Annotated in this window: 13 protein-coding genes and 1 pseudogene; 9 read left to right on the forward strand and 5 right to left on the reverse strand. The window is 76.8% G+C overall.

Features of this window, described 5'->3' with window-relative positions; genetic code table 11:
- Window positions 1-82: 82 nt before the first annotated feature.
- Together PH190_RS00700 and PH190_RS00705 are read right to left on the reverse strand one after the other, a co-directional pair.
- Window positions 83-1,594, reverse strand: coding sequence for a CoA transferase (locus tag PH190_RS00700; RefSeq protein ID WP_274229583.1), 1,512 nt, complete (start codon window positions 1,592-1,594; stop codon window positions 83-85).
- Window positions 1,582-3,348, reverse strand: a complete 1,767-nt coding sequence (locus PH190_RS00705; protein WP_274229584.1) for an acyclic terpene utilization AtuA family protein — start codon at window positions 3,346-3,348, stop codon at window positions 1,582-1,584. The genes PH190_RS00700 and PH190_RS00705 overlap by 13 nt, the downstream gene beginning before the upstream one ends.
- 237 nt (window positions 3,349-3,585) lie before the next feature.
- On the opposite strand from PH190_RS00705, the gene PH190_RS00710 reads away from it, so the two are divergent.
- On the forward strand, window positions 3,586-3,804 hold the full coding sequence (locus PH190_RS00710; protein ID WP_274229585.1) for a hypothetical protein: 219 nt from the start codon (window positions 3,586-3,588) through the stop codon (window positions 3,802-3,804).
- 135 nt (window positions 3,805-3,939) lie between these two features.
- On the opposite strand, the gene PH190_RS00715 is transcribed toward PH190_RS00710, so the two are convergent.
- Window positions 3,940-4,410, reverse strand: a complete 471-nt coding sequence (locus PH190_RS00715) for a hypothetical protein (RefSeq protein ID WP_274229586.1) — start codon at window positions 4,408-4,410, stop codon at window positions 3,940-3,942.
- Between the two features lie 135 nt (window positions 4,411-4,545).
- Between PH190_RS00715 and PH190_RS00720 the strand changes: the two genes are divergently transcribed.
- A complete protein-coding gene (locus tag PH190_RS00720) occupies window positions 4,546-5,577 on the forward strand; it encodes a DUF4185 domain-containing protein (protein ID WP_274229587.1) in 1,032 nt (343 codons plus the stop codon).
- Here PH190_RS00720 and PH190_RS00725 read toward each other — a convergent pair whose 3' ends face one another.
- Both PH190_RS00725 and PH190_RS00730 read right to left on the reverse strand, forming a co-directional pair.
- The gene (locus tag PH190_RS00725; RefSeq protein ID WP_274229588.1) at window positions 5,578-6,393 is read right to left on the reverse strand and encodes a class F sortase; all 816 of its coding nucleotides are present in this window, start codon (window positions 6,391-6,393) and stop codon (window positions 5,578-5,580) included.
- A gap of 350 nt (window positions 6,394-6,743) precedes the next feature.
- Window positions 6,744-7,271, reverse strand: a complete 528-nt coding sequence (locus PH190_RS00730; protein ID WP_274229589.1) for a hypothetical protein — start codon at window positions 7,269-7,271, stop codon at window positions 6,744-6,746.
- Window positions 7,272-7,455: 184 nt separating this feature from the next.
- Here PH190_RS00730 and PH190_RS00735 point away from each other — a divergent pair, with 184 nt between their 5' ends.
- From PH190_RS00735 to PH190_RS00760, 7 genes and pseudogenes are all read left to right on the forward strand, one after another.
- On the forward strand, window positions 7,456-8,589 hold the full coding sequence (locus PH190_RS00735; protein ID WP_274229590.1) for a DUF5685 family protein: 1,134 nt from the start codon (window positions 7,456-7,458) through the stop codon (window positions 8,587-8,589).
- Between the two features lie 157 nt (window positions 8,590-8,746).
- On the forward strand, window positions 8,747-10,657 hold the full coding sequence (gene pknB, locus PH190_RS00740; protein WP_274229591.1) for a Stk1 family PASTA domain-containing Ser/Thr kinase: 1,911 nt from the start codon (window positions 8,747-8,749) through the stop codon (window positions 10,655-10,657).
- A 147-nt stretch (window positions 10,658-10,804) separates the two neighbouring features.
- Entirely contained in the window at window positions 10,805-11,134 is a 330-nt protein-coding gene (locus PH190_RS00745) for a hypothetical protein (protein WP_274229592.1), read from the forward strand.
- 347 nt (window positions 11,135-11,481) lie between these two features.
- Window positions 11,482-11,535 (forward strand): annotated as a pseudogene (locus PH190_RS30690) (hypothetical protein); the annotation flags it as partial.
- A 155-nt stretch (window positions 11,536-11,690) separates the two neighbouring features.
- Entirely contained in the window at window positions 11,691-13,922 is a 2,232-nt protein-coding gene (locus tag PH190_RS00750) for an ATP-binding cassette domain-containing protein (RefSeq protein ID WP_274230038.1), read from the forward strand.
- On the forward strand, window positions 13,919-14,914 hold the full coding sequence (locus PH190_RS00755) for a hypothetical protein (protein ID WP_274229593.1): 996 nt from the start codon (window positions 13,919-13,921) through the stop codon (window positions 14,912-14,914). The genes PH190_RS00750 and PH190_RS00755 overlap by 4 nt, the downstream gene beginning before the upstream one ends.
- 147 nt (window positions 14,915-15,061) lie before the next feature.
- A complete protein-coding gene (locus tag PH190_RS00760) occupies window positions 15,062-17,047 on the forward strand; it encodes a serine/threonine-protein kinase (protein WP_274229594.1) in 1,986 nt (661 codons plus the stop codon).
- Window positions 17,048-17,061 lie beyond the last annotated feature (14 nt).

The following is a 17,061-nucleotide window of genomic DNA, read 5'->3' on the forward strand; positions in this document are numbered from 1 at the left end:
CCGTGGTGGACGGCGAGCAGCAGGACGAGGGGTGCGCTGCGCGCAGGTGAGCAGAAAGAAGTGCTACAGCACTTCTTTCTGCTCACGAGCGCGATGAGGTCAGCACGCCGATAGGGCACCAGTCCCGCGCCGACGACCCGCGGGCGACGAGGACGGGGTCGTAGCGCCCGGGCGTCGCGGACATCGCGACCTGGTCGGTGACGCCCTGGTAGGCGCCGAGACCGGTGTCGGCGGTGAACACCGCGGGGTCGAGGTAGCGGTGCTCGGAGGTGGTGTCCGCCGTCGCGTGCGCCCACGCCCGGTCGAACAGCCCCAGCGACAGGATCCACAGCGCGACGCGGGTCAGCGACACGTGCACGTGGTACGAGCCGCCCTCGACCGCGCGGCGCCGCAGCGCCGCGACGACGCCCGCCTGCGCGAGCCACGGGACGATGTAGTCGTTGACCACGAGGATCGGGGGCAGGCGGGGAGCCTCGCCGCCGCCCTCGAGCAGCATCATCCCGGTCACCGAGCCGGCGGTCTGGTCGAACCCGGGCCGCCCGGCCCACGGCCCCGCGAGCCCGTGCAGCGACACCGACACGTGCACGATCCCGGGCCGCTCGGCGGCGACCTGTGCCGGCGTGAGGCCCACCTCCTCGAGGAACGGCAGGCGCCGGTTGTGGAAGAAGACGTCGGCGCCGGCGAGCAGGCGGGAGAGCTCGGCCCGGTCGCGGCGCGGGTCGAGCCAGGCCGAGCGCACGCCGACGTTCGCCGACGCGTAGGTCGTCTCGTGCTCGGTCTCGCCGGGCCGCCAGAGGTTGAGGACGTCGGCGCCGTGCAGCGCGAACGACCGCCCGAAGCCGGCGCCGGCGATGACGTGGCCCATCCCCAGCGCCCGCAGCCCCGAGAACGGCTGCTCGGCGACCGCGGGCAGCGGCTCCGGGGCGCTGTCGCCGATCCTCGTGACCTCCACCAGCGGCAGGTCCGCGAGCACGTCGGTGTACTGGGGCTCGGCGAGCATCTCGGGCAGCGACCGCACCACCGGCATGACGACGCCCGCCCCGGCCGCCGCCTCCTCCAGCTCGCCGGCGTCCCAGCGGCTGATCGCGTCGGTGACCGCCGCGCGCGTCAGCGGCACCCCGAGCAGCTCCTGGGCGCGTTCCCGCAGGTTGGGGTACATGTTCTGCGGCATCACGAAGCGCCCGTCGGCGCAGCGGAAGAAGCTGAACCCCATGACGTTGCCCTGCTCGACGCTGGATGCGACGGGGTAGCCGCCGATCAGCTCCCAACGCCGGTCGTAGAACGGGCAGAGCCGGTGCGGGGCCGCGCGCAGGTCGACGTGGATGTCCTGGCCGGGCCCGCCGCGGTCCCGGTGCAGCGCGGCGGCCGCCACCGACTTCGCCAGCAGCCCGATGCTCGCCGCGGCGCCGACGCGCACGGGGCTCGGGACGACGGGGTCGCGCCCGGTGAGCGTCACGGCGCCGCCCGCGTCGGCCGCGGACAGGCCCAGCGGCGCCAGCACCTCGTCGAGCTCGGCGAGCGGGTCGAAGCCGTCGTCGGCGGTGGTGAGCGGGTTCTCCCACGCGTGCTGCAGACGGCTCGTCAGAGCAGACACTCGGGAACCTCCACGTGTCGGGCGCGCAGGAACTCAGCTATTGCCTTGCCCGCGATGTCGGGGCGGCCGTTGGACGACGCGCCCTTGCCGAGCACGTCGTGGACGACGAAGTGCACCGCGCGCAGGCCGGGGAGCTCGTGGCGCTCGATGACGACGTCGGCCGCGTCGGGGAACAGCGCCCGCAGGCGCTCGGTGGACAGCGTCGCGCGCAGCCAGTCCCACGCCTCCTCCCGCGCCCAGAAGCCGATGTCGGAGTTGCCGCCCTTGTCCCCGCAGCGCCCGTGCGCGACGAGCCCGAGCGGCGCCCGGCGGGTCGGGCCGAGATCCGGTGGCGGCGGGGCCTCGTCCGACGGGCGCTGGGCGGCGGCCGGCTCGCGCACCGGGGTGTCCTTCACCGGCGTGCGCTGCCCGCCGGCGCCGACGACGACGTGGTCGAGCACCTCGACGGGCACGAGCGCGGGCCAGTACTCCACGACCGGCGCGCACACCTTGAGCGGGTTGACGTAGAGCCCCGGGTAGCCGGGCAGGAACAGGCCGGTCATCGGCGCAACGAAGTGCTGCGCGTCGACCTGGCTCCGCGTCCGCGACTGCGCGGTGACGAGGATCTGCTGGGCGGCGGCCCACTGGTCGGGCGGGTCCTCCACGGGCGCCCCGATGCGGTCGACGCGCAGGAGGGACAGGTCGAGCCCGGCGGTGATGCGCTCGACGTGCGTGCGCAGCAGCGCGACCTTCGCCTCGAGGTCCAGGCCGGTGGCGTAGAAGGCGACGCTGGACTCGTAGCCGCCGGGCGCGGTCATGGCGAGCTTGGTGGTCGACGGCGGTGGGGAGCCGGTGACGCCCGTGATCTCGACCCGGTCCGGCGCGACCTGCTCGAGCACCACGTCGTCGAGGTGCACGGTGACGTCGGGGTTGAGGTAGGTCGGTCCCTGGATCTCGTAGAGCAGCTGGGCGGTGACGGTGTCGGTGGTGACGGTGCCGCCGGCGACCTCGTGCTTGGTGATGACGGCCGTGCCGTCGGCGGCGATCTCGGCGATCGGGTAGCCGAGGTCGTCGACGCGCGGCACGGACGTGAAGCCCGAGAAGTTGCCGCCGGTGGCCTGCGGGCCGCACTCGATGACGTGCGCGGCGGCCACGGCGCCGGCGAGCGGGCCCCAGTCCTCGGTCCCCCAGCGGTGCCACCACGCGGCCGCGCCGACGGTCAGCGAGGCGTCGGTGACCCGCGGGCAGACGACGACGTCGGCGCCGTCCGCGAGCGCCGCCGCGATGCCCCAGCCGCCGAGGTAGGCGTTGGCCGTCGTCGGCTCGAGACCGGAGTCGGCGAGCGGGACGCCGGTGTCGAGGTGTTCGAGCGCCCCGAGGGTGTCCAGGCGCGCGGACAGGTCGTCGCCCTCGACGTGCGCGACGGTGAGGTCCAGCCCGGTGTCGGCGATCACCCGGCGCACCTCGTCGGCCAGGCCCGCGGGGTTGAGCCCGCCGGCGTCGACCACGAGGCGCGCGCCGCGCTGCGCGAGCAGCCCGACGGCGTCGGTGAACTGGGCGAGGAAGCTGCGCGCGTACCCCAGCGACGGGTCCTGCGCGCGCTCGAGGGCGAGCTGGCGCAGGGTCGGTTCGGCGAGGTAGTCGCCGGTGACGACGTCCACCGGGCCGGCGAGGGCGTCGCGCAGCCCGGAGAACCGGTCCCACAGCCAGCCGGCGCAGTTGGCGATGCGGACGGGGCGGCGTGCGGAGCGGGACGGGGGCGACGGGTCGGTCACGGGCGTCCTCCCGGCGGCGGATTCGGGAACGGTCAGGGCTGACGGGTTCGCAGTCTGCACCCGCCGGCGTGGGGCCCGCCCAGTGACCCACGTCACCGGGATGTGAGAGCAACCTGAGCGCCCGTCACCCGTACGGCTCACGGCAGGCCACGGGTGCCGCTCTACCGTTTCGAGTGCCGACCGGTGGTCGGTGTGCAGCAGTGCCCGACCCCGTTCGGGCGCAGGGGGGAACACCACATGAAGACGATCACGCTCGCCCTGGGGGGCCTGGGCGGACTCGCCGTCGCGACCTGGGTCGCGACCCCGACGGTGCTCATGAGCACCCGGGGCACCATCGAGCAGCGCACCCGCGCCGCGTGGCGGGCGACGTCCGCCGAGGTCGAGGCGCCCGCGCCGCCCGTGGCCGTCGTCCCGGCGCCCCGCCGCGTGCCGCGGGTGGAGCGCATCCCGGCCTAGGGAACCCCGCGCCGTCCGGACCTGGGCCGTTCGCGTCTGCGCCGTCCCGCGTCGGGGCCGTCCCGCGTCGGGGCCGTCCCGCGTCGGGGCCGTCCCGCGTCCGGGACGCCCGTCCCGCGTCCGGGCCGTCGGCGGCTAGGCCGTCCGCACCGCGGGCCGCAGCCGCGGCAGGGGTTCGAAGAGCGAGCCGCCGAACAGGCCGCGCCCGGTGCCGACGCTCGCGAGCAGCAGGTCCTGGCAGCGCCGGGCGAGGCCCGCGGCGACGGTGCCGCCCGTCGCCGACGCGACCTGGTCGAGCACGTACTGGGGCCAGCCGGCGAGATCGGGCCGCATGCCCGCGCGCCCGGCCTCGCAGGCGGCGACGACCTGCGACCACCGCGCCGCGTCGAGGGCCTCGCGTCCGCGCTCGAGGAACAGCGCGCCGAGGTGCTCCTGCACGGCCAGCACGTTGTGCGCCGTGGCCGGGAACCCGGCGCGGAGCAGGATCGTCGCCGCGAGGTCCGGGGCGAGGCGCGGTCCGGGCAGCGGGCCCGGCCGGTCGCGGCGCGCCACGACGACGGTGAGCACGACGGCCAGCACTGCGACGATGCCGAGCACGATCTCCACGGCGACCCTCCCCCTGCCCGCCCCGGTGGCGGATGCCTGCGGAGTCGTCGCCTGCGACCCGGCCGTTACCGCGCCGCGACACGCCCGCCGGAGGAATCGATTCCGCCGGTCGCGAGCGGCCGGTATACCGGCGCCATGCGCACCCTCGAGGTCACCAAGCTGCGGGACCTGACCGGGCCGGGCCACACCGACGACTACGGGATCGGCGGGACGGACCTCGGCGCGGCGGCGCTCGCGCCGGACGGGCGGCTGGTCGCGGTCTTCGGCGACACCTTCGAGAGCAAGCAGGCGGGCGGCCCGGGCTGGCGCTCGCCGGTGATCCTGTTCGGCGACCCCGCGACGGTCCGCGACGAGGGCGGCGTGCGGTGGACCGGCTCCGCGGGCGGCGACCACCCCTACGCCGAGCAGGTCGTCTCGTACCGGCACAACGCCCGCATCGGCGGCCGGTTCGGCGGCCTCGTCGGCGGCACGCGGATCACCACGCAGCTGCCCACCGACCTCATCACCGTCGGCGACGAGATGTACCTGCACGTCATGGCCTGCGAGGGCCTCGGCAACGTGCACTGGACCGAGATCCACCGCTCGCGCGACAACGGCGTCACGTGGGAGTCGACGGGTCTGTCCTGGCCGGGCGGGCACCTCGGCGGGCTCTTCCAGATGCTGACCTGGGAGCTCGGGCCCGACGGCTACGTCTACGCGCTGACCACCGGCTTCCAGCGCGACAAGCCCCTGCTGCTGCACCGCGTGCCCGCCGACCAGCTCCTCGACGCCGCCGCCTGGGAGGGCTGGGGCTTCGCCGACGGGGCCTGGGCGTGGGGCAACCCGCCGACGCCGGTGCTGCCCGGCGCGTTCGGCGAGCTGTCGCTGCGCCGCGTCGGCGACCAGTGGTGGCTCGCGCTGTTCGACGCCGGCAACTACCGCATCGACCTCATCCCGATGCCCCAGGGACCGACCACCGACCTCACCACCGCCGAGCGCCTCACCGTGATCGCCGGCTGCGGCTGGGGCGACGAGGACCACGGCTGCGGGCGCGTCGCCCAGTGCTACGGCGGCTACATCCTGCCCGGCTCGACGCCCGACGAGATCCACCTCGTCGTCAGCCAGTGGCACACCGCCGACAACTGGCCGTACCGCGCGATGCACTTCCGGGCGCGGATCGGGGCCTGATCACGCGACCGCGCGGGCGAACACCACGGTGTTGTCGCGGTAGGAGCCCGCGCCCCGGTCGAAGCTCCCGCCGCAGGTGATGAGCCGGAGCTCGGGGCCGCGGGTGGGCCCGTAGACGCGGTCGGTGGGGAACGCGTCCTTGGGCACGACGACGACCTCGGTGACCTCGAACGTCACCGTGACGCCGTCGGCGCGCACCACGTCCGCGCGGTCGCCGGGGCGCAACCGGCCGAGCTCGTAGAACACCGACGGCCCCGACGCCGCGGAGTCCACGTGCCCGATGAGCACCGACGGGCCCTGGCGCCCCGGGGTGACCGAGTACCGGAACCACGCGGCGTGGTCGTAGCCCGGCGAGCCCTCGGCGGGGACCTCCATGGTGCGGTCGGGGTTGAGGCCGACCTGGTCGACCGGCGAGTCCACCCCGATCGCCGGGATGCGGAGGGTCGCGGGCGGGGCGTTCGGGGTGTTCGGCGACGCGGGCGGGGCGGTGGCGAGCGAGGCCGGGGGCGGCGGGCCGGGGGCGACGGGGGCGGCGACGGGGGCGGCGACGGGAACCGGCGGCGCCGACGTCTGGTGACCCACGGCCCAGCCCAGCAGCGCCACCCCGAGCACCGCGAGCAGCGCCGCCCCGACCAGCAGGGCCCGGCGCGTGCGGTCGGGGCCGGGCCGCTCGGTGATCACCAGGACGTCACGCACCTCGCCCGCCTGCTCGGGGTGCGTGGAGTCCTCGTGATCTTCGCCGGCCCGGTCGGGCACCTCGGGGCCGGCGACGGGTGGTGGAGCGAGGGCGTCGCTCGCTGCCTCCGAGGCAGCCAAGGCGTCCCTCGCTCGCTCGGTGGCGGGCGCCTGCGGCCCGGGGGGTGCAGCGAGGGCGTCACTCGCTGCGTCCGAGGCAGCCTGGGCGTCCCTCGCTCCCTCGGTGGCGGGCGCCTGCGGGGCAGCGAGGGCGTCACTCGCTGCGTCCGAGGCAGGCAGGGCGTCCCTCGCTCCCTCCCCGCGATCGCTCCCGGACCCCTCGGGCTCGGCGGGGTCGTCGGCGGTGTCGGGCACCTCGCTCACGCTGCTCCCCTCCCGCGCGGACCGCGAGCCGGCGTGCCGGTGACACACGACGACCCCGCACACCGGATGGTGGGCGGGGTCGTCGGCGTCACGGTCGTCAAGGGTGCTCAGCCCTCGGAGCGGCGACGGCGCGCGGCCACGCCGCCCAGCGCGCCGGCCCCGGCCAGGGCGAGCGCGCCGGCGCCGATGAGGCCCGCGTGCTCGACGCCCGAGGTCGAGCCGCCGCCGGTGGCCACGCCGCCCGAGGGGGTCTGGCTCGCGCCGCCACCCGAGCCCGAGCCGCTGCCCGAACCCGAACCGCTGCCGGAACCCGAGCCGCTGCCCGACCCGTCCTGCGACCCCGAGCCGTCGGCGTTCGTCCCGCCCGGCGCGCCGGTGCCCCCGGCGCCGCCAGCACCGGGCGCGGTACCCGCACCCGGCTGCCCCGCCGCACCCGGCTGCCCCGCCGCACCCGGCGCGCCCGGCGCACCGGGCTGTCCGGCGCCCGGCTGCCCCTGGCCCGCGGCGGCGCTCGGCTGCCCGGCCGGCGCCGGGGCCGCCGGCTGCTCCTGCGAGCAGCCGGCGAGGACGCCGAGCGAGAGGGCGCCGGCGAGCGCCGGTGCCCAGAGCAGGCGTGTCGTGTTCCTGGAGATCACGGATTCCCCTCCCGATGAGTCGCGGCACGCCAGCCCCCGACGGGGCGTGACGCGGTCGCGCAGACCCTTCCCGGCGCCCCCGCACCGCACACCTCACCGGTCCAACGTGCTGCGACGAACGGCCGTGCACGACCGGTCGAACGGCCCGTCGTGATCGACTCCGTGGATCACTAGCGTCCTCGCGGTGCTCGGCATCGTGCGGCCCTGCCGCCACCACCTCCCGCCCGCGCTGCTCCGCCGGTGGGCGGCGCACCTCTGCGGGACGTGCCTGGCGCTGCGCGACGGGCACGGCCAGCTCGCCCGCACCGCGACGAACGTCGACGCCCTGCTGGTCTCGGTGCTCACCGCGGCCCAGACGACGACAGCCGGTCGGCACGATCGCCACGCCGGCCCCTGCCCCGCCCGCGGGATGCGCACCGCCACCGTCGTCGCGGGGGACGGGGCCCGGCTCGCCGCGCACGCCGCGCTGCTGCTCGCGGCCGGACACCTCGCGGACCACGTCGACGACCGCCAGGGCGTCCTGCGCCACCGGCCGGCGGCGGCGCTGACGCGGCGGGTCGCCGACCGGTGGAGCGCGCGGGCCCGCCCCACCGCCCCCGCGGGCTTCGACCCGTCCGCCCTGCTCGCGGTGCCGGCGCGCCAGCACGCCGTCGAGCACGCGGCCGGGCCGCTCACCCTCGACGAGGTCACCGCCCCGACCGCCGACGCGGTGGCCGCCGCCTTCGCGCACACCGCGGTCCTCGCCGGCCGCCCGGCCAACGCCGCGCCGCTGGCCCACGCCGGCGCCGCCTTCGGCCGGCTGGCGCACCTCCTGGACGCCCTCGAGGACCTCGACGACGACCGGCGCACCGGCCGCTGGAACCCGGTCGACGCCACCGGGGCCGGCGTGCCCGCCACCGCGGCCGCCGCGCGGGCGCAGGTCGCGACGCTCGGCGCCGCGCTGCCCGTCGTCGAGCTCCCCGACCCGCACGGCCTCGACGCCCGCCTCGCCCACCGCCTCCTCGTCCACGAGACCGAGCGCGCCCTCGAGCGCACGTGCGTCCGGACGGAGCAGCCGTCCACCGACCACCCGCCGCAGCCCGGCGACGGCACCCCGGGGCGCGGGCCGCGCGGGCTCGTCGGCGGCTGCGTCGCGGCGGCGGGCCTCTGCTGCACCGGGCAGCTCTGCTGCGCCGACCCGATCACGGGCCCGTGGAGCGGGCAGCCGCGGTCCAACCCCTGCGCGAGCTGCTGCGACTGCACGGAGTGCGGCTGCGACTGCTGCGACGGCTGCTCCGAGGGCGGCAGCTGTTGCGACTGCTGCTCCTGCGGCAACTGACGGCACGGGTCCCGACGAACGGGCGAACTCGCGCGCCGAAGGGGCGACCCGCCGTTCCCGACCCGCTCCCGCACCGTTGGACCCGTCCGGGTGATGCTGACCCGCGTCCCCCGCGCACCCGGCGGGCACCGACCACGAGCGGAGGCACGAGGAGCGCATGTCGCAGGCGACGCTGGTGGCCGGGCGGTACCAGCTCGGCCCGAGCCTGGGCCGTGGCGGCATGGCGGACGTGCACGCTGGCCACGACGTGCGGCTGGGGCGCGAGGTCGCGATCAAGGTGCTCCGCGCGGACCTCGCCCGCGACCCCTCGTTCCGCCTGCGCTTCGAGCGCGAGGCGCAGAACGTCGCCTCGCTGAACCACCCCGGGATCGTCGCGGTCTACGACACGGGCGAGGTGGCGGCGGAGGGCATCGGCCTCCCGTACATCGTCATGGAGTACGTCAGCGGCTCCACGCTGCGCGACCTCCTGCGCGCCCACGGGCCGATGCCGCCCGAGCGTGCCTGCGCGGTGACGGCCGACGTCTGCGCGGCGCTGGGCTTCAGCCACGAGCACGGCGTCGTGCACCGCGACGTCAAGCCGGCCAACATCATGATCACGCCGGGCGACGTCGTGAAGGTGATGGACTTCGGCATCGCCCGCGCCCTCACCGAGACCGGCCCGGCGCTGACCGGCGACATGGTCATCGGCACCGCGCAGTACCTCTCGCCGGAACAGGGGCTCGGGCAGGAGGTCGACGCCCGCGCGGATGTCTACGCCGCCGGGTGCGTGCTCTTCGAGCTGCTCACCGGCGAGCCGCCGTTCACCGGCGACAGCCCGGTCGCGATCGTTTACCAGCACGTGCGGGAGGACCCGCCGCTGGTCGCGACGCTCGCCCCGTCCGGGACCGACATCCCGACCGAGCTCGAGGCCGTCGTGCGCCGGGCGATGGCGAAGAACCCCGACAACCGCTACGAGACCGCCGCCGACATGCGCGCGGACCTCCTGCGGGTCCTCGCCGGCGAGCGCCCGGACGCGCCCGCCGTGCTCGCCGAGCACGAGCGCCTCAGCGGCGGGGACAGCGGCGGCGGGACCGACCCGGGCCGGCGGCGGGCGCGGGGCGGCCGGGCCGGCGCCCACGAGGACACCGCCGAGACGGTCCTGACCCCCGAGCTCGCGCGCGGCGGCCACCGCGGCACGCGGACCGGCGCGCACGCGGCCGCCGGGTCGTCGCGGCGGCGCGGACGTCTCGTGGCGGTCGTGGCCCTGCTCGTGGTGCTGCTCGGCGGCGCCGGGTGGTGGGCGCTCGGCCCCTCGGACAGCGAGGTGCCGCGCCTGGTCGGGCTCACCCGCGGCGAGGCCGAGCGGACCCTCGCCGACGCCGGCCTCGCGGCGATCGTCGTGCCGACGGCCTCGCCGCCCGAGCAGGTCGACCGGGTCGTCGCGGTGACCCCGGACGTCGGGGCGCGGGTCGAGGAGGCGTCGCCGGTCACGCTGCGGGTCGGGCGCGGGCCGGGCCTGGTGCAGGTCCCGCTGCTCGTGGGCCGCAGCCCGGAGGCCGCGCGCGTGGCGGCGGAGGGCGCGGGCCTCGTGCTCACCCCGGTACCCCGCCTGCGCGAGACCGACGACCCCACCGAGGTGGGCCAGGTCGTCGGCCAGGACCCGGTGCCCGGCTCCCTGCGCCCCGCGGGCGGTGCGATCGAGCTGACCATCGGCCAACGACGGGCGACGCTGCAGGTGCCCGACGTCGTGGGGCGCTCGCAGGCCTCGGCAGAGGCGACGCTCGAGGGCGTGGGCCTGGAGGTCTCGGTGCGCGAGGTCGACGGCGGCGGCGCGGCCGGCACCGTCGTGGCCCTGACGCCCGGCGTGGGCACCGCGGTGCCGCGCGGCAGCACGGTGACCCTGGACGTCGCGCGCGCCGGGTCGTCGTCGGGCAGCGGCGACGGGTCCGGTGAGGGCGTCGACGGCTCCGGGACGGGCGACGCCGAGGGCGGCGCGGCCGGCGACACCGGCGCCGGCGAGACCGGCGACACCGCCGACGACACCGGCGCGGGGCAGGACGACGGGTTCTTCGACGATCTGTTCGGCTGACCGGGGACGGGTGCTGACGCACGGCCCCTATCGGCCGATCGGCCGCGACCTGGAGTCCACCGGTCGGCCCATCAAGAACCGCCGCGCGGCGCTCGATGCAGAGGGTGACAGCACGTCGGCCCGTCGCACCGAGGGACGTGATCCACGATGTTCCGCCGCTCGACCACCACCACCCGCACCCGCCGCTCCACCGCTCTGCGCGCCGACGTCGTCGACATCAAGCAGGAGGACGCCGGGCCCCGCCACACCCGCCGCGCGAAGCAGCGCCGGGCCGTCGACGACGCGGCGCTGCAGGCGCGTCTCGACCGGGTGCACCGCCGCCTCGCCGAGGTCGGCGCGGTCCGGGTCACGGGGGGTGCGCACGTCATCGGCAACGAGGACGCCCGCCGCGACCCGCTGACCCGCCCCTTCGCGGCCGTCGACGGGGTCCCGGCCGCGCGCCGGTCGCACACCGCGCCGCTGCCGCGTCCCGCCTAGCGCGGGCGTCGCTCACCCTCGGTGATGGTTCGCCGCGATTATCGCGAACCCCCTGGCTGAGGTCTTCTCGCGAACACACACTGTCACCGCTCGGGCGGCTAGCCCGGGCGCGGTGACGTCGTCGGGCCCTGGCGCCCGACCCGCGAGGAGGAGGAAGCGTGCACCCCGTGGAGCCCGTGCCCCGGCCGGCCGCCGGTCGCCGCCCCGCGCGCGGGCGGGCGCTCACGGTGCCGCAGCTCGAGCTCACCCACGGTGACCAGCGCCTGGTGGTGCCGACCGGCCGGGCCCTGACGATCGGGCGGGACGAGGCCGCGGGGTTCCAGGTGGTGCACCCCCTCGTCTCCCGGGTGCACGCCGAGCTCCGCCCGCTGCCGACGGGCTGGGAGCTGGTCGACCGGAGCCAGAACGGCCTCTACGTCGGCGGGGAGCGGCTCCAGCAGCTGCGCCTGTCGCCCGGCTCGACCCCGCGGCTGACGCTCACGCTCGGTGTCGGCGGCCCCGAGGTCCGCCTCGTCCTGCGGGCCGTGGGGCGGACCCCGGGGCCCCGCCCGTGCCGATGCTCGCCCCGGCGTCCCGGCCCGTCCTCCCGCCCGTCTCGCCCGTCGCCACCCCCTCGAGGGGGATCCCCTCCGCCGCCACCCAGCGCCTCGGCACCCCGGGCCGGGGCACGCCCGCCGTCGACGCCCCCGCGCCGTCCGGGCCCAGCAACCAGGGCCGCTTCTCGGCGGTGCACCGCCTCCCCTCCGCGCCACTGCCCCGGGAGGGCACCTCGCCCGCGGGGACCCCGGCCCCTGGGACCCCGCCCGGCGGGCGCATCCGCATCGGCCGCGAGACCGACAACGACGTCGTCGTCCACGATCTGCTCGTCTCGCGGCACCACGCCGAGCTGATCGCCGACGGCGCGGGTGGTTGGGAGCTGGTCGACCTCGGCAGCCCGAACGGCACCTACGTCGACGGCCGGCGCATCCGCCGCGTCCCGCTGCGCCCCGGGATGCTCGTCGGTATCGGGCACGCGCTGTTCCACCTCGAGGCCGGGGCGGACGGTGTCCGGCTCGTCGAGCGCGAGGACGCCGGGGCGATCGCCTTCCGCGCGCAGGACCTCGTGGTGCGCACCGCCAAGGGCCGCACCCTGCTCGACGGTGTCGGGTTCGCGCTGGAGGAGAACAGCCTCCTCGCGGTGGTCGGGCCGTCGGGGGCGGGGAAGTCGACGCTGCTGCGCGCGCTGACCGGGTTCCGGCCCGCCGACGAGGGCGTGGTCACCTACGCCGACCGCGACCTCTACGCCGACTACGACGAACTGCGCCAGCGCATCGGCCTGGTCCCCCAGGACGACATCCTCCACCCCCAGCTCACCGTCCGGCGCGCGCTCGCCTACGCCGCCCGCCTGCGGTTCCCGTCGGACACCACCGCCGACGAGCGCGACCGCCGGATCGACGAGGTGATCGGCGAGCTGGGGCTGACCGGGCAGGCCGACCAGCGCATCGACTCCCTCTCCGGCGGGCAGCGCAAACGCACCTCCGTGGCCCTCGAGCTGCTCACCCGCCCCTCGCTGCTCTTCCTCGACGAACCCACCAGCGGCCTCGACCCCGGCCTCGACAAATCGGTCATGCACACCCTGCGCGGCCTCGCCGACGACGGACGCACCGTCGTCGTGGTGACCCACAACGTCGCCCACCTCGACGTCTGCGACCGCCTCCTGCTCCTCGCCCCCGGCGGCACCGTCGCCTACTTCGGACCACCCCAGGAAGCCCTCGCCCACTTCGGTGTCACCGACTTCGCCGACCTGTTCCTCCTGCTCGACCGCGACCAGCACGTCGACTGGGCCGACCGCTACCGCCGCTCCCCCCTCGGCGAGCGGTACATCGGCACCGCGCCGCCGTCGCGCGCGCCCGCGGGCCGCGGCCCCGCCCCGGTGGTGCCCGCGGCACCGCCGCCGCGCCAGCAGTCGGCGATCGCGCAGTTCGGGGTGCTCGCCCGGCGCTACCTCGCGGTGATCGCCGCCGACCGCCAGTACACGATCTTCATGGCGGCGCTGCCGCTGCTGCTGGCGGCGCTGTCGCACGCGCTGCCGGTGGACACGGGCCTGTCGCTCGCCGAACAGCTGCGCGGGGTGCCGGGCGCGCCGCAGAGCCTGCTCATGGTGTTCATCGTCGGAGCCGCGCTGATGGGGTCGGCGGCCTCGATCCGCGAGCTCGTCAAGGAACGCGAGATCTACCGCCGCGAGCGGGCGATCGGGCTCTCGCGCGCGGCCTACCTGCTCTCCAAGGTCGTCGTGCTCGCCGTCGTCACGGGCCTGCAGGCGGTGGTGCTGGGCGTGCTGGGGACGCTCGGGCGGCCGGGCCCCGACGAGGCCGTCGTCCTCGCCGACCCGCGCCTGGAGATCCTCGTGGCGATCGCCGCGACCACCGTCGCGAGCATGGCCGTCGGGCTCGCGGTGTCGGCGTGGATCGACAACGCCGACCGCGGGATGCCGCTGCTGGTGCTGCTGGCGATGCTGCAGTTCATCCTGTCCAGCGCGCTGCTGCCGATCCAGGACAGCCCCGTGCTCGCCCAGCTGTCGTGGCTCGTGCCGGCCCGGTGGGGCTTCGCGCTCGGCGCCTCGACGATCGGCGTGCGCAGCGGGCCCGGCGCCCCGCCGCCCTACACCGACGCCGAGCCGCTGTGGGCCCACGACGCCGCCACCTGGCTCTTCGACCTCGGGGCGCTCGCCGGCGTGACCGTGCTCTTCGTCGTCGTCACGGCGCTCCTGCTGCGCCGCCTCGACCCGCGGGCCCGGCGGCCGCGATGAGCACCCCGACGACCGCGCGGCCGGGCCGGATCGCGGTCCGCGTCGTCCCGCGCGGTGGCACGGTCGAGCCGGCGGTGTCGACGGTGTCGGCGGTGTCGGCGGTGTCGGCGGTGTCGGCGGTGTCGGCGGTGTCGGCGGTGTCGGCGGTGTCGGCCGAGCCCGCCGTCGCGGCCCGGCCCGGCGTGTCCGCCGCACCGGCCGAGCCGTCGCCGCCGGCCGTGCCGGTCGCGCCCGCGACCCCCCGCTACGTCCCCGTGGCCGACGGCGGGCCCGCGCTCGGCGCCGCCGTGCCGGCGCCACGCCCGCCGACGTCGCCGCGCGTCACGGCCGCCCCCACGGGCCCGCCCACCGCTCCGCCGACCGCACCGCCCGCTCCCCGCCCCGCGCCACGTCCGCGGCCGCGCCGGCGGGCGTCCGCGGTGCTGCTCGGGTTCGTGGTCGGCCTGGTGATCGGGCTGCTCGGGGTGGCCGCGATGCTCGCCGTCGTCGGCTGGCCGCCCGGGGCCGCCGGTACCGACCGTGCCGCCCCCGACGCCGCGCCCGTGCCCGCGCTGCCGGGGCGGCTCGCCGCCGCGTTCCCCGACCTCACCGTCCTCGGCAGCGCCTGCACGACCTATCCTCCGAGCGCCGCCGAGTACGTGACCTCGACCGGCGCCCGCCCCCTCGCGGTCGTCCGCTGCGACCACGGTGCGGCGGTGCCGGGCGGCTACGTCTACTACACGGAGTGGCCGACCGTCGCCGACGCCGTGCAGTGGCAGAACGACCAGGTGCGGTGGGGTCCGAGCATCGACGGCGCGGTCCAGTGGCGCGACGGCGGCGGGCAGCTCCAGGGACCGTGGCACACCCGCGCGGCCGCCGACGGCACGGTCTACGCCACCGCCGCCTACGCCGAACGGCCGTACTCCTTCGACGTGGTCACCCGTTCGCCGCAGGACGCCCAGCGCATGCGGTCCGCGCTCCACCTGCGGCCCGCGACGGAAGTCCCGGGCTGACGGTGACCCGAGCTGTCACCAAGAGTGAGGGAACTCTGCGAAATGTGTGAGGGCTATGGCCTGCCTCGGGGGCATCGCACATACTCTCGGTGACTTTCACCCGGGCTGTCCGTCGCCCCGGTGAACCCCGATCCAGGAGAGCGCCGCATGAGCACCGAGGCCCCGGGCCACACGCCGCCGTCGTCGGGCGAGCCGGTGGAGATGTTCGGGCCGTACCGCCTCGAGGAGCGCATCGGGCGGGGTGGGATGGGCGAGGTCTTCCGCGCCTACGACACCAGCCGGCAGCGCACCGTCGCGGTCAAGCGCCTCCACGGCGGCCTCGCGGACGACGGCGACTACCAGGAGCGGTTCCGCCGGGAGTCGCGCACCGCGGCGCGCCTGTCGTCGCCGCACGTCATCCCGATCCACGACTTCGGCACCATCGACAGCCGCCTCTACATCGACATGCGGCTGGTCTCGGGCGTCGACCTCGCCGAGGAGATCGAGCGGAACGGCCGCCTCGATCCGCGCCGCGCCGTCGAGATCGTCCGCCAGACCGCCGACGCCCTCGACGCCGCGCACGACGACGGCCTCATCCACCGCGACGTCAAGCCGTCGAACATCCTCCTCACGCAGCACCGCGGGCGCGACTTCGTCTACCTCGTCGACTTCGGCATCGTCCGCGCGATGGGCGGCGACACCAAGAGCTCGCTGACCGGCACCGGCTCGGCCATCGGCACCCTCGCCTACATGGCCCCCGAGCTGTTCGTGGGCCGGGAGATGGACCGCCGGGTCGACGTCTACGCGCTGGGCTGCCTGCTGTTCGAGGCGATCGCCGGGCGCCCGCCGTTCGTGTCCGAGGGCCCGGGCCTCATGTACGACCACCTCAACGAGACGCCCCCGCGGCTCTCGGAGGTCGCGCCGGGCTCGCCGCCCGCCCTGGACGCGGTGCTCGCGACCGCCATGGCCAAGGACCCCGCCCAGCGCTACGCCACCGCGGGCGACTTCGCCGACGCCGCCGTGCGCGCGGTCGGCGGGGACGCACCGGCCGGCACCGGGTCGACCCCAGGCGCCGAGGACGCGACCGTCCGCGGTGTCCGCGCCGGCGGGCTCGGTGCCGGGGCCGCCGGCGCCGCCGGGGCTGCCGGTCTGGCCGGTGCCGCCGGGGTGGCCGCCGCCGGCGGGACGTCGGGGCCGCAGGGCGCCACGCCGACCCAGGTCCCCGGTCCGCGCCGTCAGTCGGGCCCGCAGGCCCAGCCGCAGTCCCAGCCCTGGTCGCCGCAGGGACCGTCGCCGCAGGGCCCCTCGCCGTTCGGGACGCCCCAGGGCTCGGGGCCGCAGCCGGCGCCCGCCGCGTGGGGCCCGACGCAGCCGGGCGGGACGCAGAACTACGGCCAGCCCGGCTACCCGCCCACCCAGGGCTACCCGCCCGGCTACGGCACCGGCCAGTACCCGCCGCCGCCCGGCACGAGCGGCCCGCAGGGCTGGTACGGCCAGCCGCCACAGCCGCCGAAGGGGGGCAAGGGCAAGGTCGTCGCGATCGTCGCCGGCGTCCTCGTGCTGCTGCTCGTCGTCGCGGTCGGCGCCGTGGTCCTGCTCAACCAGGGCTCCACGACGGCCGCCCCGCCCGCCCCGCCCGTCACCACCGGGGCGCAGCCGCCGGCCACGACCGGCTCGGGTGGCAGTGGCGGTGCGGGCGGGTCGGGCGGCGCGACGAGCGCCCCGGACGGCCAGGCGACGATGGCCCAGGTGTTCCCGGACACGACGACCGGCAACTGCCGGCCGTCGACCGCCCAGGACCGGCTGACCACCAGCAGCGGCGTCAACCCGACCGAGGCCTACATCTGCGACTTCGCCACCGCGGCGCCGGGCGCCCGGGTGATCTTCGCCCGCTGGCCCGACGCCGCCGGGGCGCGCTCGTTCTACGACGACACCGCCGCTCTCGGGCCGCGCATCGAGCAGTTCGACGTGTGGCGCTCGGGCGGGGTCGAGCAGGGTCCGCTCTACACCGCGGAGCGCGACGGCACCGTCTACTCCACCGGCATCTACAGCGGCCTGAACTACAGCTGGGAGATCCGGACCTCCACCCTCGACCAGTCCAACGCCGTGTTCCAGCGGATCCAGTTCCGGGCCCGGACGAGCTTCGGCGGCTGAGCGACCGACGCACC

The sequence above is a fragment of the Actinomycetospora straminea genome, assembly GCF_028737255.1.
Lineage (GTDB): Bacteria > Actinomycetota > Actinomycetes > Mycobacteriales > Pseudonocardiaceae > Actinomycetospora > Actinomycetospora straminea.